Raw genomic sequence first — 23,742 nt, 5'->3', positions numbered from 1 at the left:
AATTAATATGTTTAAACAATCGGCACTAAAAGTACTTGAAATTGAAAGACAAGCTATTGAGCAATTGGCTCAATATGTTGATGAATCCTTTGAAAAAACCTGCGAGTTATTACTGTCTTGTAAAGGCAAGGTGATAGTTTCTGGTATGGGAAAATCAGGGCACATAGGTAACAAAATATCTGCAACCTTAGCCAGCACAGGCACACCCGCTTTTTTTATGCATCCTGCAGAAGCGAATCACGGTGACTTGGGTATGTTGACCGATCAAGATATATTATTAGCCATTTCAAACTCAGGTGAAACCGCAGAATTATTAGCCTTAATTCCTGTGGTAAAACGTTTGGGTGTCCCCCTTATTGCCATGACCTCAGATAGTAATTCGACCTTAGGTAAATTTGCCGATATTAATATTTGTATAAAAGTAGAGAAAGAAGCCTGTTCTTTAGGCTTAGCCCCCACTTCAAGTACCACTGCTACTTTGGTAATGGGTGATGCCTTAGCTGTGGCTTTATTAGACGCGCGAGGGTTCACTTCAGAAGATTTTGCCTTATCTCACCCAGGTGGTTCTTTAGGTAAAAAGCTACTGTTATCGCTACAAGATATCATGGTTAAAGATTCAGCATTACCGCTTATTTCACCCACCCATACCTTAAGACAGGCATTAGTCGAGATGTCTCATAAGGCATTAGGCATGACAGGAGTGGTAAACGAACAAGGTACCTTAATAGGTATATTTACTGATGGTGATTTACGTCGAGTATTAGACGATAGAATTGATGTTCATCTCACCGAAATTCAGCATATAATGACCAAACAAGGGATCACCGCAAAAAGTCATATGTTAGCCGCAGAAGTACTTAAAATTATGCAACAGCATAAGATCAACTCGTTATTTGTGGTAGATGAAAACGAACGCCCGGTAGGCGCAATTAATATGCACATTCTACTTCAAGCAGGAATTATTTAATGCCTGACATTAATACACCATATGGCCCAATTAGCGCCACGTTTTTACAAAAATTAGCCAAAATTAAATTACTCGCCTGTGATGTAGACGGTGTATTTTCAGATGGTCGCATCTATATGGGACAAGACGGCGAAGAATTAAAGGCCTTTCATACTCGCGATGGATACGGCATTAAAGCCCTGCAAAACATAGGCGTTCAGGTAGCAGTTATTACCGGCCGTAGCTCAAATATGGTTGAGAAAAGAATGACCTCCTTGGGGGTTAAATATGTTTTACAAGGTTGTGAAAACAAACAACCTGCACTTCAAGCCTTACAAACTCAATTAGGTATTTCAGCTAATTCTACCGCCTCAATTGGTGACGATATGCCCGACTTAGGTATGTTTCAAGCCTCAAATATAAAAGTGTGTGTGGCTGACGGACATCCAATTGTACAACAAAAAGCTGACTATATTACCCATATAAACGGTGGTTATGGAGCCGTACGGGAATTATGTGATTTAATTTTGTTAGCTAATAATAAGTTGAGCTTGATCCACGGCGCGAGTGTATGAATCGCGTTACCGCCTGCATTAGCTTCCTATTTTTATTAGCTTTAGGCTTAAGCCTACCTGGTTGGTTAAGCAAAGAAGAAGTCATTCCGATTGCAAAAACCGAAGAAGCTTGGATCCCTAATTATCAAGCTAAAAAAATGCGCAGCACACTGCATGATAAAACTGGCAAAGTAAATCATCAGGTTTATGCCGAACATATGGAAAACTATGATTTATTAGGATTTACTTTATTCAAACAACCTGAATATTTATTATTTGCTCAAACACCACATCCATGGAAAGTGAATGCCTTAGAAGGTACTTTGTATGAAGATCAACGTTTACAATTTGAAACAGATGTCGAGATTACTAGCTTAAGTTCTAATGGCTACGTACAAACTATTCGTACTAGTTATGTAGAAGTAAACTTAGCGAATAAAACAATGTCATCCGATCAAGCAGTAGAAATTATTGGCCCAAATTATGTTATTAATAGTAACGGATTTACCGCCAGCCTTGAAACGCAACGATATGAGTTATTAGACCATGTTAAAACTGTTTACCACCCAGCTACTCAAAACTAGTTTAGTTTTAGGTGTGTTGGCTTCGACTCCGGTTATTGCCGGAAAAGAAGATTTTACTAAAACCATAAAAGTCGCTTCTAATTATCAAGAAGGTGATGGCATTAATAAGAAAGCTCTATACCGAGGCAATGTACAAATTAGCCAAGGTACTTTAGTGGTCAAAGCAGACGAGTTAGAAGTGGATGCCAGTCAAGGCGAAGGTAACGAAGTGTTTACTGCAACAGGTAATCCAGCCGAATATTCACAACAACAAGAAGATGGCAGCATGGTAACAGCTAAAGCGAATCGGATCTTATATCAAAGAAACACTCGCTCATTATCATTGGATGGCAATGCTGAAATTGAACAAAATGCCAGTAGTGTAAAAGGTAACTCTATTATGTTTAATATGGAGCTTGAACAAATTATTGCCCAAGGTAATAATCAGGAAAGTGGTCGTGTTATCACCATATTCCAACCAGAGGCTAAAACTCAAAACACCCCAAAAAAAGCGCCAGTCACACAGGATGAAAATCCTTAATGGCCCTATTAAAAGCTACACATTTAGCCAAGTCTTATAAGTCTAGACAGGTTGTTAGGGATGTAAGTCTTGAAGTCTCCACTGGGCAAATTGTTGGCTTATTAGGTCCAAACGGCGCAGGTAAAACCACCACATTTTATATGATAGTGGGCTTAGTGCCTCTCGATAAAGGTGAAATTTACATAGATCAGCAAGCCTTAACCTTACAACCTATGCATGTTCGCGCCAGGCAAGGCATTGGCTATTTGCCCCAAGAAGCCTCTATATTCAGAAAATTAACTGTATATCAAAATTTAATGGCTATTTTGCAAACTCGAAAAGAGTTATCAAAAGAGCAAAAAGAACAACAAGCTGACTCATTGCTGGATGAATTTAGCATTAACCATATTCGCAACAGCTTAGGCATGAGTCTTTCGGGCGGAGAACGTAGACGAGTAGAGATTGCTCGAGCTTTGGCGGCAGATCCAGAGTTTATTTTATTAGATGAACCCTTTGCCGGTGTTGACCCTATTTCAGTAAATGACATAAAAAAGATAATTCAACATTTACGTGATCGCGGAATAGGTGTATTAATTACCGACCATAACGTACGTGAAACTTTAGATGTTTGCGAGAAAGCTTATATTGTAAGTCATGGTGAATTAATCGCATCTGGCACTGCTGAAGAAGTTTTAAGTGATCAACGTGTAAGAGATGTATACCTAGGTGAGCAATTCAAGCTATAGTTATACCCAAGAGAGCTTTGCAAATAATAAACTACGGATTAGACAAAAGAAGTAAATGAAACCCTCTTTACAGCTAAAATTTAGCCAACAACTAACAATGACCCCACAGTTGCAGCAAGCAATTAAATTGCTTCAGCTGTCGACCTTGGATTTACAAACTGAAATCCAAGAGGCGCTCGATTCTAATCCTTTACTTGAAGTCGACGAGCAAATTGACAATAGTGGTGGCGACAAAGCATTAGAAACCAATCACAGCGCTGATGGTTCAAATGAAAATCACGAGGTTAACGTCGATAACGTTGAATCTGGCGATGCCTTACAAAACAATGACATTCCAGAAGACTTACCATTAGACAGTACTTGGGATGAATATTTAAGCGCCTCATCAGCGCCTGCTCCTTCTCCAGTAAGTAGCTCAGGAGGATCACAAGACGATGACCAAATTTTCCAAGGTGAAACCACAGATAACATTCAAGACCATTTATTATGGCAAGTACGCCTAACTCACTTCAGTGATACTGACCAAGCTATCGCTATCGCAATTATTGACTCCATCGACGATGCCGGTTATCTAACCATAAGCACCGAAGAAGTCATGGAAAGCATGGATGACGAAGAAATTGAATTAGATGAAGTGGAAGTGGTGCTTAAACGCATTCAAATGTTTGACCCAATTGGTTCGGGCGCAAGAAGCGCACAAGAATGTTTACTCATCCAACTCAAACAGTTTGCACCTGAAACCCCTTGGTTAACTGAAGCTAAATTATTGATAACCGATTATTGTGATTTAATTGGCAGTAAAGACTACCGCACCTTAATGCGCAAAACTCGCTTAAAAGAAGAAGAGTTGCGCGAGGCCATGCGTTTGTTACAAACCTTAAATCCTCGTCCGGGTACAGCCATAGTGACAGGGGAACCTGAATACGTGATCCCAGATGTGTCAGTAGCCAAAAAGAACGGACGTTGGACAGTAGAGCTTAATCCAGACAGTTTGCCTAAACTGAATGTAAACCAGCAATATGCAGCTATGAGTAAAAGTGTCAAAAATACTGCAGACAGCCAATTTATTCGTTCACATATGCAAGAAGCTAAATGGTTTATAAAAAGTGTTGAAAGCCGGAACGAAACCTTATTAAAAGTATCTAACTGTATTGTTCAGCAACAAATGGGCTTTTTTGAACATGGCCCAGAAATGATGAAACCTATGGTTCTAAATGATGTGGCCGAAATGGTAGATATGCACGAATCCACTATTTCTCGAGTCACGACACAAAAATATATGCATACACCAAGAGGCATATTTGAACTTAAATATTTCTTCTCTAGCCATGTAGCCACAGACGCAGGCGGAGAGTGTTCGTCCACGGCCATTAGGGCCTTGATTAAAAAGTTAGTAGCGGCAGAAATGCCCAGTAAACCGCTAAGCGATAGCAAGATTGCTCAATTGTTGGCCGACCAAGGTATTCAGGTGGCGCGGCGGACAATAGCAAAATATCGGGAATCATTAATGATACCCCCGTCGAACCAACGTAAGAGCCTGTTATAGGCGAATTAAAGAAGGAAGGCGATATGCAAATAAACTTAACCGGTCATCATGTAGACATTACAGATTCGTTACGAGACTACGTAGATACAAAGTTCACCAAGTTAGAACGACATTACGATCACATTAATAATGTGCATGTTATTCTAAATGTGGAAAAGCTGAATCAAAAAGCCGAAGCCACATTACACCTTAGCGGTACCGAGGTGTTTGCTACATCAGAACATTCAGATATGTACGCAGCTATAGATTCACTTATCGACAAACTTGATCGACAAGTGATTAAGCATAAAGAAAAAGTTAAACGCCATTAAATAAAAGGCCCAGCAACTAGAATGGAAATCAAAGACATTCTTCACCCTGACTGCACTTTATGTGCAGTTCAGGGCACAAGTAAAAAGAAAATACTTGAACTCATTAGTCACACAGCTACGCAACAATTAACCGATATAGACCAAGCGACTATTCTCAGTAGTTTAATGTGTCGTGAAAAAATGGGCAGTACTGGAATAGGCGGCGGCATAGCACTACCTCATGGTAGAATTCAATCGCTAGAAAACGTTATGGCATTGTTGATTACCAGCGAAACACCGATCCAATTTGAAGCTATAGATAATGCCCCAGTAGATATATTTTTTGCCATTTTAGTACCAGAAGAAAAAGCCTCTGAGCACCTAGGTACCTTGTCGGCCATAGCGCAAAAATTAAATGACAAAGCGACACTTATTCGTATACGTAATGCTAAAACTAACCAGGAATTATTTGAGGCCGTCAACTAAATGAAACTTATCATAATCAGTGGAAGATCAGGCTCAGGTAAGTCAGTTGTGCTGAGGTCCTTAGAAGATCTAGGTTATTACTGTGTAGATAACATCCCAGTCAATTTATTGCCGACTTTAACTCATACTGTAGTAGACGAATATGACCAAGTGGCTGTAAGTATAGACGTTCGAAACTTACCTAAAGACACCAATGAGTTAGTCGAAATTTTAGATTATTTGCCTTCGACTTGGAATCTAACTATTTTGTATTTAGATGCCAGTGACGACATACTGATTAAACGTTTTAGCGAAACAAGGCGTTTACACCCCCTATCCAAACAAAATAAATCCTTATCCGCTGCTATCCAAGCTGAAGGTGAATTGTTAGCACCTATTGCCGAACGTGCAGACTTATATTTAGATACCGACCAATTATCAGTCCATCAATTAGCAGAGATAGTACGTGAAAGGATCTTAGGTAAAAAAAGCTCTAGACTAGTTTTAGTATTTGAATCTTTCGGTTTTAAACACGGTATTCCCAAAGATGCAGACTATGTATTTGATGGCCGCTTTTTACCTAACCCACATTGGGAACCAGACTTAAAACCCCTCACAGGGTTAGACAGTCCAGTACAAATATTTTTAGGTTCACAGCCCATAGTCACCAAATTTATCTGGCAAATTCAAAATCTCATTTCTACCTGGTTGCCTCACTTAGAAAGAAACAACCGCAGTTACGTCACTATTGCCATTGGATGTACTGGCGGTCAGCATAGGTCGGTTTATGCAGTAGAAACACTAGCTAAGGCATTCAGTGATTCTCACCCAGATGTACAGATCCGCCATCGCGAACTAAATAGGTAAGTTATGGCATCTATCGAAAAAACATTACTTATTGTTAATAAGCTCGGTTTACATGCTCGGGCGGCTACACAACTTGTTCAACTGACCAATAAATTCGATGCCGAGATCACTTTGTATCAAGGTGATAAACAAGCCTCAGCCAATAGTGTATTAGGTTTAATGATGCTTGAAAGTCACCAAGGCAAAGAAGTGAGAGTAGTGAGTGAAGGGCCAGATGCCATCGAAGCCATGGAAGCGGTTGAAAGTTTAATTGTTGGGCGATTTAATGAAGATGAGTAGTTGGTTTTTGTTGGATAAGAGCATGTGCTTCGCACACCAAGCATTCACTTCGTTCACCGCAATCCATTGCGTTTTTGATACGGCATCCATGCCGCACCAGTTACTTCTTTTCAAACGACAAAATAAGTAACCATGAAAGTCTCTGCTCCAGACAAATTCCTAATCCATCAAATAATTGTCTTTAATATCGAAACGGCAATAAGCCGCTCCCAGCTATAAAAGATTGCCTTGTCCGAACGTCCATGTTCGGACATTCGACAAGCCAATTCATTGATGGGAAATTTGTAGTCGCGGGTAAATTAAAAGCATGGCTTCGCCACTGAAATGAAGAGAAAAAGCTAGCGCGAGTATTCAGATTTAATTTTTGTAACTCCAGGTTTATAAGGCGGCTCGCATTTTCTTTTATCGTATAGTTGTATGTCGATGACTTCTTTTACAATTAAATTATGACTAAAACCCATCCAGGTGTGACCATCATTTTTAGATATTTCAGCTCTTACTTTTAAATACACTGGTTAGTATTCATTTAGAAAATATTTACTATATCGTTCGCTAAAACCAGCAATACCATCAACATAGATGTCCGTTGTATATTTATCTTTTACGGTATTGTCTATTTCTTCAATTTCGACGCACGAAACGAACATTACGTACTCAAATCCATTTACGAATGCCCCTTCATAGGTTTTACATTTTTCATCATATCGGTGAACTTCATAGTAATAGAAAGCCATTCCCATAAATATGCTCATTAATACCGCTATATATAAAAGGTTAATTGCGTTTTTCATGAAGTCCTAATAATGCATTCGTGGAGTGTCAAACAAATGTCTGCGAGGTCGGGTTCGTTGAAATATAGGACTTCGCCAAGGCATTCAAATTTTTGCGGTGGCTACTCTGAAGCTTTTGATTCATGGGTAAGTTAATCGCCACCACAACCTCCGCCTCCTCCGCTATCACCAGCGCAGCCTCCGTCACCTGCAGATCCTGCGCAACCAGAAGAGCAGCCAATATGACTACCACAATGACCTCCGCTTATATTTCCACCTCCTGAAGTCGTAGAGTTTGATTTCATACAATTTAGTTCATAGTGAAAACCGTCTTCAATATTAAGACTGGCATCTAGAGCAAAAATAATGGGTAAGCGTTTAGGTTTATGGGGATTTATTTGTTCTTTATGGCAAGCAATTCTCCAAGCCCTTTTTATGCCTGATTGGGCACGGTCTTTAGACTTCATTGCTTCTGCTGGAGTGTGATGTAGAAATCGCCCTAAACCTTTTGAGCAAAACTGAGCGTATTCTCGAGTAAAAAGAATAAACTCATGCCATGCAACATCTACCACTTGAGATGGCATGGCAACTATTTGGTTTTGAGACAAATTAATAATATAGAAGTAGTCTCTTAATCCTCGAATAACCCGTTCTAGATCTTTAGAGCTAATGTGTGGATACACCTTTGCGACTTTATTTTTTAGTGAGATTGGAAATTCATAGTTCGCTATAAATTTTATGCGTTGGTTTGCCTGATATTTTTGATAAATGACATAAAGTAGAATCAATACAAAAAAGATTAAGAATACAAGTAAAACAACATCCATATTTCATTCCTAAAGATACTTATTAAACTTTGTCTACTCAATGAAACGAGCAGTTGGTGCCTTAAGCACTTACATGTGTGTATCAATTATTACAACATAAGAAAGGTAATGAGGGGAAGGTAATTTTAACCTAGTTATCGGCACAGCCGATGCTTTTTATTTACGCAGACTTTATATCGAACCATTATTAAAATAATATAGTTAAAATGTATAAAACGGCTATTATGTACTTAACGTACATTTTGAAAAATGAGGTTTTTATGGATTCTATTAATTCAACTGATGCTAAAAAGTCATTTAGTGATGTGGTTTTAAAAGTTCAACAGGCACCGGTTTGGATCACTCGTCATGACAAACCTGTTGCTGTGGTTATGTCGGCTAAAGAGTTTCAAGAAATCCAGGCGTTAAGAGAAAAAGTATTACAGCTGGAATTGAATAAAGGCTTAGACAGCCTAAAAGCAGGACGGGTTATTGATGGCCAAGAAGCGATTAATAGCCTGATGCAAACCATAGATAATGGCTAATTTTAGATTAACCCCAGAGGCGCAAGACGATCTTAATAACATTGTTTTATACACTGTTGAGCAATGGGGAAAGTCCCAAGCTAAAAACTATGTAACTGGCCTCAATATCCTGCTAAATCGGTTAGTTCAAACGCCTACTATAGGTAAACAGCGCAACGCCTTTTATGACGGCTTATTAAGCTTTCCCTATGCCAGCCATATTATATATTACGTTATAAACGCAGGAAATATTACTGTGATCAGAGTACTCCACAAAAATATGGACAATACAAAACACTTCTAAAACCGCTGACCAAGAGTAGAACTTGGTTAGTAATATCAATCAAAAGTTTAGTTTGCTGTAATCACCTTGTTAGTCGTCATACGTGCGGCTTTTCTTTCATCTCGTCTAGCTTTTAAAGCCAGCATACAAGGTGTGAGTACTAAGGTTAATACTGTAGCAAAAGCTAATCCGCCAGCAATGGCTGTGGCTAATTGTGACCACCATTGGGTAGAGGGTGCGCCTACTTCAACCAAACGGCCTATGAAGTCTATATTCACCTCCATTACCATTGGTAGTAACCCTAAGATTGTAGTCACCGTAGTCATAAGTACCGGGCGTAACCTTTGTGCACCAGTACGCAAGATTGCGTCCATGGCCGGCACACCTTCTTTACGTAAAATATTATAGGTGTCGATGAGTACAATATTATTGTTTACCACTATGCCAGCTAGGGCAATGACCCCTATGCCTGACATCACAATGCCAAAAGGTTTTTGGAAAATCAGTAAACCTAAAAACACCCCTACTGTAGAAAACAATACTGCGCTCAGAATTAAAAATGCTTGGTAAAAACTGTTGAACTGAGTGACCAAAATAATCGCCATTACAAACAGGGCAATCATAAAAGAATTCACTAAGAAGTCTTCAGACTCAGCCTGTTGTTCATTTTGACCTTTGACTGTTATGTTCACTCTTGGGTCTAAATTCAAATCTGGTAATTGCTCTTGTAACTTTGGCAACTCCAAACTGAGTAACGCACCAGGCACCATATTGGCTTCTACTGTTAACACACGTTCACTATCTATATGACGAATTAAATCTGTTTTAGGTTGGGCCGTACGTTCTACAAAATTTGAAATGGGCACCATGCCGTTGGCTGTTTTCATACGCAACTCATCTAACTTACCGATAAACCGTGATTCCACTGGGTAACGTACGCGAATATCTAACTCATCATCGACATCATCAGGGCGGTATTCACCAATTTTCAAACCATTCGTCACAAACTGAACTGTGCTACCCACTAAACTGGCATCAGCACCAAATCTCGCAGCATCGCTACGATTGACTTTTAATTGCCATTCAATACCAGGTTTAGAGGCTGTGTCACTCACCGAGGTAAATTGCTCGTTAGCATCTAATACATGACGTATTTTATGTGCTGCCTCATCTAATAACTCAGGAAACCGAGATGAAAGCTGAATTTGTAAATCTTTACCCGATTGTGGGTTGTTTTGATCAGGCGCTATTTCTAGATCGACTCCAGCCAAGTCTTTTAAACGCATCTTGGTTTCTTTTAACACTTCATCTGAATGTGGTCGGTATTGCCAATCCACCAAGTTTAACCGTAAGTATCCAATTTGGTCTTGGCCACCGGTTCTCACGTAAAGGGTTTCTACCTCTTCCATATCTAGCAGCTTACTTTCTACTTTACGTATTACTGTGTCTTTTTCATAAATGGACATATCACCCACTGAGCGCACGGTAATATTGACCCCTGAACTATCGACGATTGGAAAAAACTGCGAGCCTAAACCAGAACTGGCATAAGCCATAATCGACAAAATAGCTATCACTATGGCACCTAACAAAATTTTCCACGGATGCTGAATTGCTTTAGCCAACACATTCACATACTTACCGGCAAAGCCTTGTAAACTTAAAATGTCACCGTCTTCAGCTTGAATCATCTGTTGTTTGGCTTGTTCAGTTATATACCTTGGTTTACCTATCACTCCTCCTAATACAGGCACAAAAATCAATGCCATGACCAAAGACGATGATAAAACGGCGATTAAGGTGAAAGGTAAATATTTCATAAATTCACCCATAATGCCCGGCCAAAATATTAACGGTGCAAAAGCAGCAAGGGTAGTAGCCGTAGAGGCGATAATTGGCCAAGCCATACGTTGGGCGGCTTTTCCGTAAGCTTGTTTTTTATCTAATCCTTCACTCATACATCGGTCGGCATATTCAGTGACCACTATGGCACCATCCACCAGCATACCCACAGCCATAATTAAGGAAAACAACACCACCGAATTTAAGGTGTACCCAAACATCGCCAATACCAAAATTCCGGTTAAAAACGAGCCCGGAATTGACACCCCAACTAAAAAGGCAGTGCGCACACCTAAAATCGCCACTATGACAATGGCTACCAAAATAATCGCACTAGATACGTTATTTTGTAGATCATTAAGCATCATGTTGACTTCTTTAGTTTGGTCACCGGTATAGGTCACAGATACACTGTCTGGCCAAATTGCTGACTCTTGCGCCGCACCGATTAATGCTTTGACCTTATCCACAGATTCGATCATGTTTTCGCCAGGGCGTTTCTTCACCTCTAACGAAACTGAAGTCTCACCATTTAAGCGAGCAAAACTACTAGGGTCTTTATATGAACGCCTAACTTGAGCGACATCTTGGAAGGTAATTACACTGTCACCTTGGACTTTTACCGGCTGTTCCATTACATCTTTGACTGACTCAAATACAGACGGTACTTTTATCGCAAAACTGCCTTTGCCATTATCCATAGTTCCGGCCGGTACCAGCCGGTTGTTACGATCTAACAAATTGAAAATATCACCTTGATCTAAACCGTAAGATTCCATCAACAGAGGATCCACTATGATTTCGACTATGTCTTCTCTATCGCCACCTACTGATACTTCTAATACTTCGCTAAGGCCTTCGAGTCTATTTTTTAATTCGCGAGCTACTGTTATCAAAGCCCGCTCAGACACAGGTCCAGACAAAACAGCCGTAATGGCTGCTTGTTGCCCAGCCATGGTCACTTCGTGAATAGTCGGTTCTTCAGTTTCTGAAGGGAGTTTTGCTCTAGCAACTGTCACTTTGTCGCGCACATCAGCCAAGGCGTCACTTGAATCAAAACCAGCAATAAATTCTAAATTGATATTGGCGTAACCTTCACCGGCCGTGGCGCGCATTTCTTTTAAACCGTCGATTGAACGTAATTCACGCTCCATAGGTTTAACCAACATACGTTCGGCATCTTCTGGCGAAATCCCATCATGAATAATCGACACGTAGATAAACGGGATGGGGACATCTGGATTCGATTCCTTGGGAATATTCGAATAGGTCACAGCCCCTGTCACGATTAACAAGAAAAATATCATTAACGCTGTACGGGTTCGGCTTAAGGCGGCAAAGATTAAATTGTTCATTATTTATAGCCCTACAAAGCTGACGAGCTGGTGTCGCGCACTACTTGTACTTTATCGCCATCTCGCACAAACCCGTGACCTAAGGTAATCACATCAGCTTCTTTACCCAAACCTGATAACCACACGCCTTGGCTATCACTTTTGACTATGTCTATGGGAGTAAATTTTACATGTTCATTCACTACAGTTTTCACCCCAAGATTGCCTTGTTCATCAAGGGCCATTACAGAAGGAGTAATGCGTACGGCCCATGCTTGCTCTAACGGTAAGGATAGTTCAGTGCTCATGCCTGCGGCTTTTTTAAAATCTGGATTTGGTACAGCCACTTCAATCATAAAAGTATTGGTGCCTACTTCAGATACACTCGATATATATCGAATATTGCCACTCAACACGTCACCTGACACTAAACGGCCACTGGCCTGTTGCCCGTTTTGTAAATATTTAACGTTAGATTCCGTCACATTGGCGGTGATCACTAGAGGGTCTAGATCCACCAGCATTGCGATAGTATCGCCGTCTTTTAGTAAATCCCCTTCTTCGACATACCGTTTATTCACTATGCCATCGAATGGGGCGGTAATTTCGGAACGTTTAATGGCTAATTGCATTGCCACAACGTCAGCTTTAGCTGCTTCCAAATAGGCTTTAGCTTGAGCTAAAGCAGTTTGCGATTGATAACCTTGTTGGCCTAAAGACTCAGCCCCTTTTAACTCGACTTCTCTTTGTTTCAAGGTGGCCTTAGCTGAAGCTAAGCGGCTAACATAATCGTTTTTTTCTAAACTAATTAACTTTTGACCTTTACTCACTCTTTGGCCTTCTTGGGCATGAATGGCAGTCACTAAACCCTTCACTTCAGCACGGATAGTGGCCACACGGTCCGGCTCAGTACGCCCATAAAGAGTGATTTCTCGAGTAACTTGATCAGCTTTTACATTCTGTACCGTCACTTTAACCAAAGGAGCAGATTTAGTCTGAGAAGATTTAGGTGCTTTAGTATCTTTGGCTTGAGACATACCCGATGCAACCCACAGGCACAGCAAGGTAAATATAATTAAAGCAATCCAAGCAGGTTGTTGTCTTAATTTATTAATAAGAGACGGCATTGAGGTTCCTTAGAGAAGTTAGCCTCACTATAATACTTAAATTTAGTTGGAAAAATAGCACCTTAACTGTGCATAAATGTTACGAAATAAGAAAACTGTGAATTAACTTAATAAAGGCTGAATTAGAGTAGTCCTTGTACTATCAATATGTCTAGTTCTGCAACGCCTAATCGAATCTTTCTGGCCCCTTGATATTCGACAGAATGCCAGCAATCTAAAGCCTGTTGGTAAGAAGGAAATTCAATAATTGTATTGCGCGAACGAGCGCTACCTTCAACCGCAGAAAATTCTCCTGCTCTGGCTAAATACCGCCCTGAAAAATTGTCTATAATCGTTGGAGCTATAGCAGCATATTGTTTAAATTTTTCCATATCGCTCACATCCGCACGTACTACCCAGTAACCTTTCATAAAATTCCTTTAAACAATTTTTAATAACAAGGTAAATGTAGACACAACAAGTGATTGGTTTATTTCACTATAGATGTTAAACACTTGAATATCAGAGCCTTTTTCCTACATTATTCATTAAGACTTCAATTTAACATCAGGAATAATTATGGACATTGATCAAGATAAAATTGACGATGCCTCCCTTGCTTTACTTTCAATGACTATGGACAAATACAATAGTGCTTGAAAACAACTGGATTGGAGTATCACCAATAGTCTGTATGAAAAAGGTTACATTCAAAATCCCGTCAATAAAAACAAGTCCATAGTGTTTACCGAAGAAGGAGCGGCAAAAGCAGCAGAGTTGCTTGAACAGTTATTTAGTAAAAATTCAACTTAATGTCAGCCATACAAGCTTGCCTGACTACAAACGACACCATTTTTTGTAAAGAAAAGTTCATGTAAAAAAATTATGGCTAACCTATCGCCACTGTGTATCGAACTTATTAGATTTTCCAAGATTACAAAAACCACATAAAACTTGAAGGTTATTGATATCGAACGCAAGCTCAGGAAATTGCGATCTAGGCTTAATATGATCAACATGTAAAACAGCCCCATTGACTGGTGAATTACCGCAACATGAACACTGATTACCGAACTTTTCAAAAGCTAAATACCTAAGTTTCAGCCAATCATTGCTTGCATAAAAATCAACAACTTTATCTTCTACCTTTTCAAAGGGAAGCTCTTCGGCAGTTTGGTAATCTCTGACATCTTCATGTGGAGCATACAAAAGCGCTAACTTATAAGATTCATGCTCGTTCTTGATAAGCCAGCGCCAAATGGCCCTTAATGCACCATTCTCAGTTTTATATTTTTTTCTATTAATACAGCTACTTAACTTGTAGGTCACTTCAAACATTCATTTAAACCAATTCATAAATTATCTACGCGATTAAAGAATATACGTAAAATATATTCTATATAAAAATAAAATACCCAATGTAACTGTCACATAAAAACTAACAACACCGATGCTTTTGATTTCCCCCGCGAATCCAATTTCGCTGAGCAACGCAGGCGAATAGAGGACAAATTACAGGACGTAATTTGAGCAATGCCTGTAGGGAACAGATCATTGCGACTTCTATTTGACAAGTCGCACAGGCATTAGAACTTGGTTGGAGTGCGGCGCTTTTTTGTTTACTTTTTGCTGCTGTTGACCAATTTTTACGGGATAAAAAGGGAACAGATTTAGCTGGCCCGTAGGGTGAAATATAGGGATGTATTTCATAACAAAAGTAAATCGAGCCGCAGAGACGCGGCTTGAAAATACGTCAGGATGACGGTGAGCAGAGCGAATGCTGTTATCTCTTAACTCTTTGTCGCAAACCAATGCCCTATGTGCGCAGCAAATACCCTTTATGCTTGTATCTTCAATCCAATATTGAAGCAACAACCGCTTTCACATCTGCATAACGACAAGCCTCACAGCAACCAAAACCATTTACTTGCCGTATTTTTAATCGACTAAACATTGGCATAGTCATAGCTGTTAAAAAGCGGCAGTAAATGGATTCTGTTATCTCAATATCCACTTTGCCTACTAAGTGGTTTTGTAAATTTTGCATGGCTTCAGCCACTGCAGTTTGCAGAGGGACTTCTATCGGTTGTGAATATTCGAGTTTAGCGACTCGGCCTTGGCAGACACTGCAATGGCCGCAATGTTCTGGGGCTTGTTGGTCATCAAAATACCGTGACAAGTTATGATTTAAACATTTGTCTAACTCAAAAAATCGTACTAGTGTTGCTATTCGTTTGACTTCTTTTTGTTCATTTTCGGCAAAGTAACTAGCTAGTTTTTTGGCTAAATCATCGGCTAACAAAGGGGCTTTATTAACTTGGTATACATCTGTAATTAACCGAGACTCTAATTGAATTTGATTTTGTTCATGTAAATAATCAAGGGCTGCAATCACTCTATGTCGATCAGCACCATAGGCTTGATAAATTTCATCAAAGTCCACTACTCCCCAGATCTTTTTCATGTTTGTGTGCTCAAACACAGTATTTAAAAAGTCTGCTCTTTCTTGATTAAACTGGCTGAGTATGTGGCTTTTTTCCGAGAGAAATTTGTATTTAAATTCAGCAAAATAAGCATACAAAGGTTTAATAACAGCGGCTAATTCTAGTTGTACCAACAATGTTTTTAGGGCTAATTGACGAATATTACTTTGGGTAGACAAGGTATTAATTTGTGTCTCCCATTGATATTGACCATTTACCGCACAATCATGGCCTTGAGAGGCGATGTCATCGATCACCCTTTGAATAGACTGCAAATCTGGCGTATCACCGTATACAAAATTTTCGATTGTCACCAAACCATCTAGGTTAGCTAACACAGTGCAACTAGCGACTTGGCCGTCTCGCCCACCACGGCCTATTTCTTGACTGTAATTTTCAATGGATTTAGGTAAGTCATAATGCACCACAAATCGAATATCAGACTTATCTATGCCCATACCAAAGGCAATGGTAGCCACCACAATCTGTAGCTTTTGCTGCATGAAGTCCTGTTGAATTCCTTGCCTGATCTCATCATCTAATCCTGCATGATAGGCTTTAGCATTGAGGCCTTGCTGTTGTAAAAAGCTGGCCACTTGTTCGGCGGTTTGTTGCAAAGTGACATACACAATTCCTGCGTTAATAGTCCCTGCAGCATTTTGTTGTTTGAGCAATTGTAATAGCTGTTGATCCCGTTTTGATTCAACTATAGGTAATACGTTTAGATTAAGGTTAGAGCGATAAAAGCCTGTTTGTACAATATCGGTAGGTGCAATTGAAAAACGCTGGGCCATATCCTGCTTGACTTTTTTTGTCGCGGTAGCAGTGAGCAACAACACCAGTGGAATTTTCAAATCTTGTTGATATGAAGGTAGCTTTAAATAATCTGGCCTAAAATTATGGCCCCATTCTGAAATACAGTGAGCTTCATCCACCACCAACATAGACAACTTCACAGACTCTATAAACTGTCTAAAACGTTCATTTTTAAACCGTTCAACCGACACCATTAAAATTTTACATTGTCCAGAGCGTACATCTTGCATCACTTGCTGGTTTTGCTCGGGAGTAAGTGACGAATCAATGCTAGCCGCGGCGATATTTTTAGAGTGCAAAAACTCTAATTGATCTTTCATCAACGCGAGCAATGGTGATACTACCAAAGTTAAATTTGACAATTGTGTGGCGACAAATTGGTAACACAAAGATTTACCTGAACCGGTAGGAAATATAGCTAAGCTTGACTGCTGATTTAACAATTGCTCGACAACTTGTAACTGGCCATCTCGAAACTGTTCAAACCCAAACAATTGCTGTAACAAGGCGGTAGGTGACTCAGCTTGCGAGTTATGCATGGATCTTCCTTGGTAAGTTTAAATGAGTTAGTACCAACAAATTAAAATTTTTCTAATTGATAGATAGCATCTGTCAAAGAGTCAAGTTTGTCGGTCAATACCGCTTGGGCATCGTATAAACCTTGATTATAGTAAAATTTTCCCATTTCCTTAGAAATAAAATCCAACATAAAATCGGCATCAAACTGAGCTAATTCCACATCCAATTCAGCAGCCATATATTTTTGTAGTTTTTCGAGCATTAGTGATTTTTGCTCAAGTGAAAATTCAATTTGTGACAAGTTTTTCTCCAAAAATAGGCTTAGCAATTAAATTAAACCCAAGCAATTACCAAATGTATAGTCATTTAGTTCAAACTGAGTACAAATTGTTGAATATCTTCGTATTGCAGATAAAGCTAGGTATACAGCGAAAAGACATTATCTAATAATTTATTTTGTATGGCGGCATAATACTTCTAGCAATAAACCATAGAGGTTTATTTACCTAGTCTGCACTTTGTTTTATGCTGACCGTCATTGCTATATTCTACCCTTGGAAACCAAATGACAGACTCAGTCGATCAAAGCCACTTAAAACAAATTGCTCAATTCACTCCAGAGCAACGCCTTAATTATTTAGTCAATCAAGTCATTGAACAGCAACAAATTTGGATTTTAACTGACCAACACGGCTGCGTGATGTTAAATACTGAGGACGAAGATTGCGCTCCTGTTTGGCCCAGTCAAGAGTTTGCCCAAGCCTGGGCGACCGGTGAATGGGCAGACTGTGAGCCCAAAGCAATTGATCTAAAAACCTGGCACGCCAAGTGGACCAGTGGCTTAGAAGATGACGAAGTAGCTATTGCTGTTTTTCCGAGTGAAGACCAAGAAGGTTTAGTCATCTCTGCTGCAGAATTAGATTTTGAGATTAGAAACAAAACTAGAAAATAACCAATTAAAAAGCGTTGTACCCAACAAACGAATACAACGCTTTATTTAAGATTAATTAAGGGTGTACTACCGCTAACATAACCTCTTGAAAGTTTCTCGGTTTTGGTGATATCTGAATCGGAATATGTAAACTTTTAGCGATATCTAACGCTGAAATCATCCCCACAATTTCCATATTGTTTTGTGCAACTACCAACAAATATTGCACCCCTTCTGTTTTCAAGGTTTGTAATACATCTCCAATTGTAGAAGTTAATACAAATTGCAATTGCACCCCAGTACACTGGTCTTTCGGTTTCATTAAATTTGTAATGGTTAAATCCCTGCGGTTGACCCCCAATTGATTAGCAATACTTAAAACCCTCGAACTTTGTAAATCCGCTAACGTCACCATACCAATAAATTGGTCATGCTCGTTTCGCACTAGAGCTTTACTCATATGGGCATTTATCAACAAATTAGTAGCTTGTTCAATAGACATATCATCCATTAACATTAGAGCGGTATGACGTGAAAAATTAGCCATAATTTCGATAGCAGGGCTATCCAAGTGTAACGGAGTTGTCATAGATTGACGGCTAATTTCATACCCCTCTAAATCACATAAAGGTAAGTTTTTATAGGTAGACATAATGAGGCCTTTTTTAAATTAAATTGAATTGAATTGAATACAAAAATATTAATTTAAAAAATCAGAGGGGGGGCACGCACATATATGGAATAACTGTTTACTACTGGAATGTAACTAGAAGCTAGAACAGCTGAATTCAGGGTAATAACGATAGACTCAATATTATTTTTACATAATAAAGCTGGGTTACAAGAATCGCCATCGTCTAATTTGAGTTCAGTATTATTGAATTCAATATTTACATTGCTAGCAAGTAAGCTCGATTGAGAATCACTTTTCGCAACACTTTGCGACGAAAAAAGAAAAATCATACACATCATTAAAACGCTGCATAGCGCTTTTGATATGGATAAAAATTCTCTTAAATAATGCATAAATTGAATTATCTCAAACTTATAATTAAAAAAATTAACGGCTTAAATTAAGATTAGTTCTAACTTTAAAAAAGGTCGACTAATTTCCTAATGAATATATATGGGCAAATTATTAAATTCCACTAAGCACTAATCATTTATTTATTTATTTATTTATTAGCAACAATAAATTATCTACCTGAAACTTTTTGCTCACTTTGCCATAGTCGCCAAACCATACCGACACCTAACGAGTATGTGCTTTTGTCTTTAAATAAAGGGCTATCAATATTGGCTGCGCCAGAATGAATTGACATACTTCCACCTACAAACATACGAATATCTCGTGTGGCATCAAAAGACACACTCATTCCAATATTAGTGCCCATGTATCCAGATTTAGCATCAAAATAAGCACGTTGAGGGGAAACAAAATTGTTATCCACTTGATAAAAATAGTCTTGCAAATCTTCTGTTGCCCAAGATGGCGAGATCCGAATCGACAAAGCTGTTTTTTCACTTAACCAACCTCTTTGACGATATGCCAGTTGGGGTTGAAAAACATAACCTCTATGCTCTAGTCCAGAAAAGTCAGTAGAAAATGCCGCTCTCGCCTGCAAATTTAAAAACAACTCTGACCGACCATGCGCCGCAAACTCAAATTCAGCTATGCGCATCTTAAGTTGTGGCCCGACTTCAAACATAAAGTCTAAGTCAGGCATGTTTTCTCTTGCTAGGTTATCTTCAGAATTTGCTCCAAAAGAAGCGGCCAAAGACAAATCTAACTCATACCAACTTTTATCCACAGCCACAGCACGAGCGATTGCACCATCACCAATTCGCAATACCTCTCCACGATAAACCACATATGGAGAAGCAATAACATTGGTTTTGTTTTGGTCAGCTGCTGGATATTCAGGAGTATTAAATACGGCGGCAAAGGCTCCTACCTCCCATACTGGTCGTAGATCGCTTTCTAAATGAATATCTTCTTGAGAACACACCTGCAAACTAAATATCGCGCTGAAAAAAACAAGGCTAATTTTATGCAAACTTCATTTCCTATCTTGAGTTTAGGTTCTGATAACAATAATTAAATCTCCATGATTTACGAGTTTTAATTACAAAAAGATCTTTTTTTGACTAATTTGCAAAAAAAACCTTGAGTTCAATGGCGACAACCCCATCTCTGCACGCAGAACAAAGTTCTATTAACAGAATTCTGGACGGCTGCTAGGTCAGCAATCCACTCGTTGCCTAAGGGTATTAGGCTAAATAATATTAACATTGGAATTTTCAGGAGATTTGAAAATGGCAATTCGTCCTTTAAACGATCGCGTTATCGTTAAGCGTCAAGAGCAAGAAAGTAAATCAGCCGGCGGCATAGTATTAACTGGCTCAGCTGCAGAAAAATCAACTCGCGGCGAAGTTATCGCTGTAGGTAATGGCCGCGTATTAGACAATGGCGACGTAAAAGCTGTTGACGTAAAAATCGGCGACATCGTTATTTTTAATGACGGTTATGGGGTTAAAACTGAAAAGTTAGACGGCGAAGAAGTGCTTATCCTTAGTGAAAGCGACATCTTAGCAGTAGTTGAATAAACCCAACCCATTAACAGAATTTTAGAGGAATAATTATCATGGCAGCTAAAGAAGTACGTTTTTCTGACGACGCTCGCGTAAAAATGTTAGCGGGTGTAAATATCCTAGCTAACGCAGTAAAAGTAACCCTAGGTCCTAAAGGACGTAACGTTGTTTTAGACAAATCATTTGGTGCACCGACTATCACTAAAGATGGTGTATCAGTAGCCAAAGAAATCGAATTAGAAGATAAATTCGAAAACATGGGCGCACAAATGGTTAAAGAAGTGGCGTCTAAAGCGAATGACGAAGCCGGTGACGGAACCACAACTGCTACAGTTTTAGCCCAAGCTATCGTAACTGAAGGTTTAAAATCAGTTGCTGCTGGCATGAACCCAATGGACCTTAAACGTGGTATCGACAAAGCGGTTGTTGTTGCGGTTGAAGAATTAAAAGCTTTATCTGTACCTTGTGCAGACAGCAAAGCAATTGCTCAAGTAGGTACTATCTCTGCTAACTCTGATTCAGAAGTAGGTGATTTAATCGCTGAAGCAATGGACAAAGTAGGTAAAGAAGGTGTTATCACTGTTGAAGAAGGCCAATCTTTACAAAACGAACTAGATGTCGTTGAAGGTATGCAATTCGACCGTGGTTACCTATCTCCATACTTCATGAACAACCAAGAAAACGGTACAGTTGAATTAGAAAGTCCTTATATCCTTTTGGTAGACAAAAAAATATCAAACATTCGTGAATTACTTTCTACTCTAGAAGCAGTAGCAAAAGCCTCTAAGCCTTTGTTAATCATTGCTGAAGACGTTGAAGGTGAAGCACTAGCTACATTAGTAGTGAACAACATGCGTGGCATAGTTAAAGTTGCTGCGGTTAAAGCACCTGGTTTTGGTGACCGTCGTAAAGCTATGTTACAAGACATCGCTACACTAACTGGCGGCACTGTGATTTCTGAAGAAATCGGTCTTGAGCTTGAAAAAGTAACCCTAGAAGACCTAGGTACAGCTAAACGTGTTGTGATCAACAAAGACAACACCACTGTAGTTGACGGTGCTGGTGAAGAAGAGATGATCCAAGGCCGTGTGGCTCAAATCCGTGCTCAAATCGAAGAATCATCTTCTGACTACGACAAAGAAAAACTTCAAGAACGTCTAGCTAAACTAGCTGGCGGTGTTGCAGTAATCAAAGTTGGCGCAGCCACTGAAGTTGAAATGAAAGAGAAAAAAGACCGTGTTGAAGATGCACTTCACGCTACTCGCGCAGCGGTAGAAGAAGGCGTAGTTGCCGGTGGTGGTGTAGCTCTAGTACGCGCCGCTTCTAAAATCGTTGACCTAGTTGGCGAAAATGAAGACCAAACTCACGGTATTAAATTAGCTCTACGTGCGATGGAAGCTCCGCTACGTCAAATCGCAGCTAACGCCGGTGCTGAAGCATCTGTGGTCACTAACGCAGTGAAAAACGGTGAAGGTAACTACGGTTACAACGCCGGTAACGACACATACGGCGACATGTTAGAAATGGGTATTCTTGACCCAACTAAAGTAACTCGCTCAGCACTTCAGTTTGCTGCATCAATCGCAAGCTTGATGATCACAACCGAAGCTATGATTGCCGATGCACCTGCAGACGATGCAGCTCCAGCAGGTGGCATGCCTGATATGGGCGGTATGGGTGGCATGGGCGGAATGGGCGGCATGATGTAGTCGCAAGACTCTCTGCTGCTTAAAAGGCCTAACTTTAAACATAAAAAGGCGCTTGTTTAATCACAAGCGCCTTTTTTATGTTTCAAACGATTATTTAAAAACGATAGCCAACAGATAAAATAGAATATACACCACCTATATTAACGTCTATGTTATCTAAATTCACATTAGCCTTGCTGTAGCGTATTTCAGCACCAAGAGTTAGGCGGTTTTTAAATTTCCAATTGATCCCCGTTGCTAACCAATACCCAGTATCACGATCAGAAAACGTCACTGTCGTAGCGCCTTGTATTTTTTCCCGCTCAGCTCCCGAAAAATTTATACCTCCTCCTAAATAAGGTTCTAAATTTTCATTTAACATCCAGTATTTTCTAACCCCTAGATGAAATCCCCCAGTCACCCTTTCTATGTTTACTTGTTCTCCTTCTATTTTTTTTCCAGCAGCCATAAGATCCATGGCAATGCTCACCGGCCAGCCTTTACGCTTAAGGTCGAAAGAAATCCCAAAAGCCCCATGAGTTTTATCTTCAAAATCGTCTTTATCTAAGTGTTTTTGACCAAAGTACAAAGTCGCGCGATTCTGCCACTCCTCGCTAGCTAAAGCGCTTTTGTTTGCCAAAAAGTTGGCAATAAAGAGTATGATTAAAAGTGTTGTAACAGAGTTAAATTTCATTTTTTGTTCCTACAAAATAATTAAATTAGTTTAAAAATTATGTGCCAGAATGTATGGCCGAATAAGTGGAAAATATGACGATCCCGTTGGCAACTAACACCATCAACAAAATAGATAATGGTGATAAACTTTTGAAAAGAGTTTTCTTTTTAGTCGCACTCATCGCCATGATGCGTTTTTCATAACAACAGCCTTCTATGTACAATAATCCAGCTGCAAGACAGCCTAATAATTCGATACATAACAGCGGCCACGGCATAGGAGACGGGGTTTGTGGGAAAATTGCGAATAAATCCAATACATATACCGCCAGATAAGCTAAAGCAATAATCTTGGATACTTTAGCGACCACGGTATAATTTTGGCTTGCTAAAGGAGCCACCAGCAAAGAACTCATACCTAAGGCAGTTAACACACCATTAAATGCGATAAGGTAAATTGCCGGTATATGTGAAAAGTCTCTATTTTCTATCGGCCCACCTGGGATTAACGAAATCAATAACAAAGCATTAAGTATTAAATAAAAAGTTAACTTTCTATTTTGTAATTTATTAAAAAAAGAGGGCATGAATTTTTCC

General features: G+C 39.5%; 29 protein-coding genes. 16 read left to right on the top strand and 13 right to left on the bottom strand.

Going from position 1 to position 23,742, the window contains the following annotated elements; all coding sequences use genetic code 11:
* Window positions 1–7: 7 nt before the first annotated feature.
* The 10 genes from L0668_RS05710 to L0668_RS05665 are packed head-to-tail and all read left to right on the top strand — an operon-like array spanning window position 8 to window position 6,776.
* The gene (locus tag L0668_RS05710) at window positions 8–967 is read left to right on the top strand and encodes a KpsF/GutQ family sugar-phosphate isomerase (protein WP_235311117.1); all 960 of its coding nucleotides are present in this window, start codon (window positions 8–10) and stop codon (window positions 965–967) included.
* Window positions 967–1,521, top strand: coding sequence for a 3-deoxy-manno-octulosonate-8-phosphatase KdsC (kdsC, locus tag L0668_RS05705; RefSeq protein WP_235311116.1), 555 nt, complete (start codon window positions 967–969; stop codon window positions 1,519–1,521). Before L0668_RS05710 ends, kdsC begins: the two co-directional genes overlap by 1 nt.
* Window positions 1,518–2,084: an LPS export ABC transporter periplasmic protein LptC gene (gene lptC, locus L0668_RS05700; RefSeq protein WP_235311115.1), complete on the top strand. Its 567-nt coding sequence runs from the start codon at window positions 1,518–1,520 to the stop codon at window positions 2,082–2,084. The genes kdsC and lptC overlap by 4 nt, the downstream gene beginning before the upstream one ends.
* Window positions 2,047–2,604, top strand: a complete 558-nt coding sequence (gene lptA, locus L0668_RS05695) for a lipopolysaccharide transport periplasmic protein LptA (protein ID WP_235311114.1) — start codon at window positions 2,047–2,049, stop codon at window positions 2,602–2,604. Before lptC ends, lptA begins: the two co-directional genes overlap by 38 nt.
* The gene (gene lptB, locus L0668_RS05690; protein ID WP_235311113.1) at window positions 2,604–3,329 is read left to right on the top strand and encodes an LPS export ABC transporter ATP-binding protein; all 726 of its coding nucleotides are present in this window, start codon (window positions 2,604–2,606) and stop codon (window positions 3,327–3,329) included. Before lptA ends, lptB begins: the two co-directional genes overlap by 1 nt.
* A 55-nt stretch (window positions 3,330–3,384) precedes the next feature.
* Complete coding sequence (locus L0668_RS05685; protein WP_235311112.1) at window positions 3,385–4,875, top strand: RNA polymerase factor sigma-54; 1,491 nt, start codon at window positions 3,385–3,387, stop codon at window positions 4,873–4,875.
* A gap of 23 nt (window positions 4,876–4,898) precedes the next feature.
* Entirely contained in the window at window positions 4,899–5,186 is a 288-nt protein-coding gene (gene hpf, locus L0668_RS05680) for a ribosome hibernation promoting factor (RefSeq protein ID WP_235311111.1), read from the top strand.
* 21 nt (window positions 5,187–5,207) lie between these two features.
* Window positions 5,208–5,651 (top strand): PTS IIA-like nitrogen regulatory protein PtsN, encoded by a 444-nt coding sequence (gene ptsN, locus L0668_RS05675; protein WP_235311110.1) that lies wholly within the window; start codon window positions 5,208–5,210, stop codon window positions 5,649–5,651.
* Window positions 5,652–6,497: an RNase adapter RapZ gene (gene rapZ, locus L0668_RS05670; protein ID WP_235311109.1), complete on the top strand. Its 846-nt coding sequence runs from the start codon at window positions 5,652–5,654 to the stop codon at window positions 6,495–6,497. It begins immediately after the preceding gene.
* A gap of 3 nt (window positions 6,498–6,500) precedes the next feature.
* Window positions 6,501–6,776 (top strand): HPr family phosphocarrier protein, encoded by a 276-nt coding sequence (locus L0668_RS05665; RefSeq protein WP_235311108.1) that lies wholly within the window; start codon window positions 6,501–6,503, stop codon window positions 6,774–6,776.
* A gap of 515 nt (window positions 6,777–7,291) precedes the next feature.
* Here L0668_RS05665 and L0668_RS05660 read toward each other — a convergent pair.
* Both L0668_RS05660 and L0668_RS05655 read right to left on the bottom strand, forming a co-directional pair.
* A complete protein-coding gene (locus L0668_RS05660; protein ID WP_235311107.1) occupies window positions 7,292–7,516 on the bottom strand; it encodes a hypothetical protein in 225 nt (74 codons plus the stop codon).
* Window positions 7,517–7,698: 182 nt separating this feature from the next.
* Window positions 7,699–8,373 (bottom strand): glycine-rich domain-containing protein, encoded by a 675-nt coding sequence (locus tag L0668_RS05655; RefSeq protein ID WP_235311106.1) that lies wholly within the window; start codon window positions 8,371–8,373, stop codon window positions 7,699–7,701.
* Window positions 8,374–8,633: 260 nt separating this feature from the next.
* Between L0668_RS05655 and L0668_RS05650 the strand changes: the two genes are divergently transcribed.
* Entirely contained in the window at window positions 8,634–8,897 is a 264-nt protein-coding gene (locus tag L0668_RS05650) for a type II toxin-antitoxin system Phd/YefM family antitoxin (RefSeq protein ID WP_235311105.1), read from the top strand.
* Complete coding sequence (locus tag L0668_RS05645) at window positions 8,890–9,180, top strand: type II toxin-antitoxin system RelE/ParE family toxin (protein WP_235311104.1); 291 nt, start codon at window positions 8,890–8,892, stop codon at window positions 9,178–9,180. The genes L0668_RS05650 and L0668_RS05645 overlap by 8 nt, the downstream gene beginning before the upstream one ends.
* A 47-nt stretch (window positions 9,181–9,227) precedes the next feature.
* Here L0668_RS05645 and L0668_RS05640 read toward each other — a convergent pair whose 3' ends face one another.
* From L0668_RS05640 to L0668_RS05630, 3 genes are all read right to left on the bottom strand, one after another.
* Complete coding sequence (locus L0668_RS05640) at window positions 9,228–12,356, bottom strand: efflux RND transporter permease subunit (RefSeq protein WP_235311103.1); 3,129 nt, start codon at window positions 12,354–12,356, stop codon at window positions 9,228–9,230.
* Between the two features lie 11 nt (window positions 12,357–12,367).
* Window positions 12,368–13,462, bottom strand: coding sequence for an efflux RND transporter periplasmic adaptor subunit (locus L0668_RS05635; RefSeq protein WP_235311102.1), 1,095 nt, complete (start codon window positions 13,460–13,462; stop codon window positions 12,368–12,370).
* A gap of 122 nt (window positions 13,463–13,584) precedes the next feature.
* Window positions 13,585–13,872 (bottom strand): DUF1330 domain-containing protein, encoded by a 288-nt coding sequence (locus tag L0668_RS05630; protein WP_235311101.1) that lies wholly within the window; start codon window positions 13,870–13,872, stop codon window positions 13,585–13,587.
* 235 nt (window positions 13,873–14,107) lie between these two features.
* Here L0668_RS05630 and L0668_RS05625 point away from each other — a divergent pair, with 235 nt between their 5' ends.
* Window positions 14,108–14,254 carry a DUF6429 family protein gene (locus tag L0668_RS05625; RefSeq protein WP_268820219.1) on the top strand — a complete coding sequence of 49 codons (147 nt, stop codon included), beginning with the start codon at window positions 14,108–14,110 and terminating at the stop codon, window positions 14,252–14,254.
* 81 nt (window positions 14,255–14,335) lie between these two features.
* Here the strand turns inward: L0668_RS05625 and L0668_RS05620 are convergent, their stop codons facing one another.
* The 3 genes from L0668_RS05620 to L0668_RS05610 form a co-directional block, all read right to left on the bottom strand.
* A complete protein-coding gene (locus tag L0668_RS05620) occupies window positions 14,336–14,779 on the bottom strand; it encodes an HNH endonuclease (RefSeq protein ID WP_235311099.1) in 444 nt (147 codons plus the stop codon).
* Between the two features lie 514 nt (window positions 14,780–15,293).
* The gene (locus tag L0668_RS05615) at window positions 15,294–17,279 is read right to left on the bottom strand and encodes a RecQ family ATP-dependent DNA helicase (RefSeq protein ID WP_235311098.1); all 1,986 of its coding nucleotides are present in this window, start codon (window positions 17,277–17,279) and stop codon (window positions 15,294–15,296) included.
* Window positions 17,280–17,320: 41 nt separating this feature from the next.
* Window positions 17,321–17,560: a DUF2164 domain-containing protein gene (locus tag L0668_RS05610; RefSeq protein ID WP_235311097.1), complete on the bottom strand. Its 240-nt coding sequence runs from the start codon at window positions 17,558–17,560 to the stop codon at window positions 17,321–17,323.
* Between the two features lie 264 nt (window positions 17,561–17,824).
* On the opposite strand from L0668_RS05610, the gene L0668_RS05605 reads away from it, so the two are divergent.
* Complete coding sequence (locus tag L0668_RS05605) at window positions 17,825–18,211, top strand: DUF2750 domain-containing protein (protein WP_235311096.1); 387 nt, start codon at window positions 17,825–17,827, stop codon at window positions 18,209–18,211.
* Between the two features lie 55 nt (window positions 18,212–18,266).
* Here L0668_RS05605 and L0668_RS05600 read toward each other — a convergent pair whose 3' ends face one another.
* The 3 genes from L0668_RS05600 to L0668_RS05590 all read right to left on the bottom strand — a co-directional run bounded on the left by L0668_RS05600 (window position 18,267) and on the right by L0668_RS05590 (window position 20,247).
* Window positions 18,267–18,842 (bottom strand): CBS domain-containing protein, encoded by a 576-nt coding sequence (locus L0668_RS05600; protein WP_235311095.1) that lies wholly within the window; start codon window positions 18,840–18,842, stop codon window positions 18,267–18,269.
* Between the two features lie 53 nt (window positions 18,843–18,895).
* A complete protein-coding gene (locus L0668_RS05595; protein WP_235311094.1) occupies window positions 18,896–19,153 on the bottom strand; it encodes a hypothetical protein in 258 nt (85 codons plus the stop codon).
* 233 nt (window positions 19,154–19,386) lie between these two features.
* Entirely contained in the window at window positions 19,387–20,247 is an 861-nt protein-coding gene (locus L0668_RS05590) for a MipA/OmpV family protein (protein ID WP_235311093.1), read from the bottom strand.
* A 259-nt stretch (window positions 20,248–20,506) separates the two neighbouring features.
* On the opposite strand from L0668_RS05590, the gene L0668_RS05585 reads away from it, so the two are divergent.
* Both L0668_RS05585 and groL read left to right on the top strand, forming a co-directional pair.
* A complete protein-coding gene (locus L0668_RS05585; RefSeq protein WP_235311092.1) occupies window positions 20,507–20,797 on the top strand; it encodes a co-chaperone GroES in 291 nt (96 codons plus the stop codon).
* Between the two features lie 38 nt (window positions 20,798–20,835).
* Window positions 20,836–22,491: a chaperonin GroEL gene (groL, locus tag L0668_RS05580; protein ID WP_235311091.1), complete on the top strand. Its 1,656-nt coding sequence runs from the start codon at window positions 20,836–20,838 to the stop codon at window positions 22,489–22,491.
* Window positions 22,492–22,585: 94 nt separating this feature from the next.
* On the opposite strand, the gene L0668_RS05575 is transcribed toward groL, so the two are convergent.
* Both L0668_RS05575 and L0668_RS05570 read right to left on the bottom strand, forming a co-directional pair.
* Entirely contained in the window at window positions 22,586–23,164 is a 579-nt protein-coding gene (locus L0668_RS05575; protein WP_235311090.1) for an outer membrane beta-barrel protein, read from the bottom strand.
* A gap of 37 nt (window positions 23,165–23,201) precedes the next feature.
* Window positions 23,202–23,732 (bottom strand): DUF8051 family protein, encoded by a 531-nt coding sequence (locus L0668_RS05570; RefSeq protein WP_235311089.1) that lies wholly within the window; start codon window positions 23,730–23,732, stop codon window positions 23,202–23,204.
* Window positions 23,733–23,742: the final 10 nt, after the last annotated feature.

It is taken from the genome of Paraglaciecola algarum (genome assembly GCF_021532655.1).
GTDB lineage: Bacteria > Pseudomonadota > Gammaproteobacteria > Enterobacterales > Alteromonadaceae > Paraglaciecola > Paraglaciecola algarum.
The sequence above is the reverse complement of the archived record's forward strand: the minus strand, read 5'-3'. Positions and strand labels throughout refer to the sequence as shown.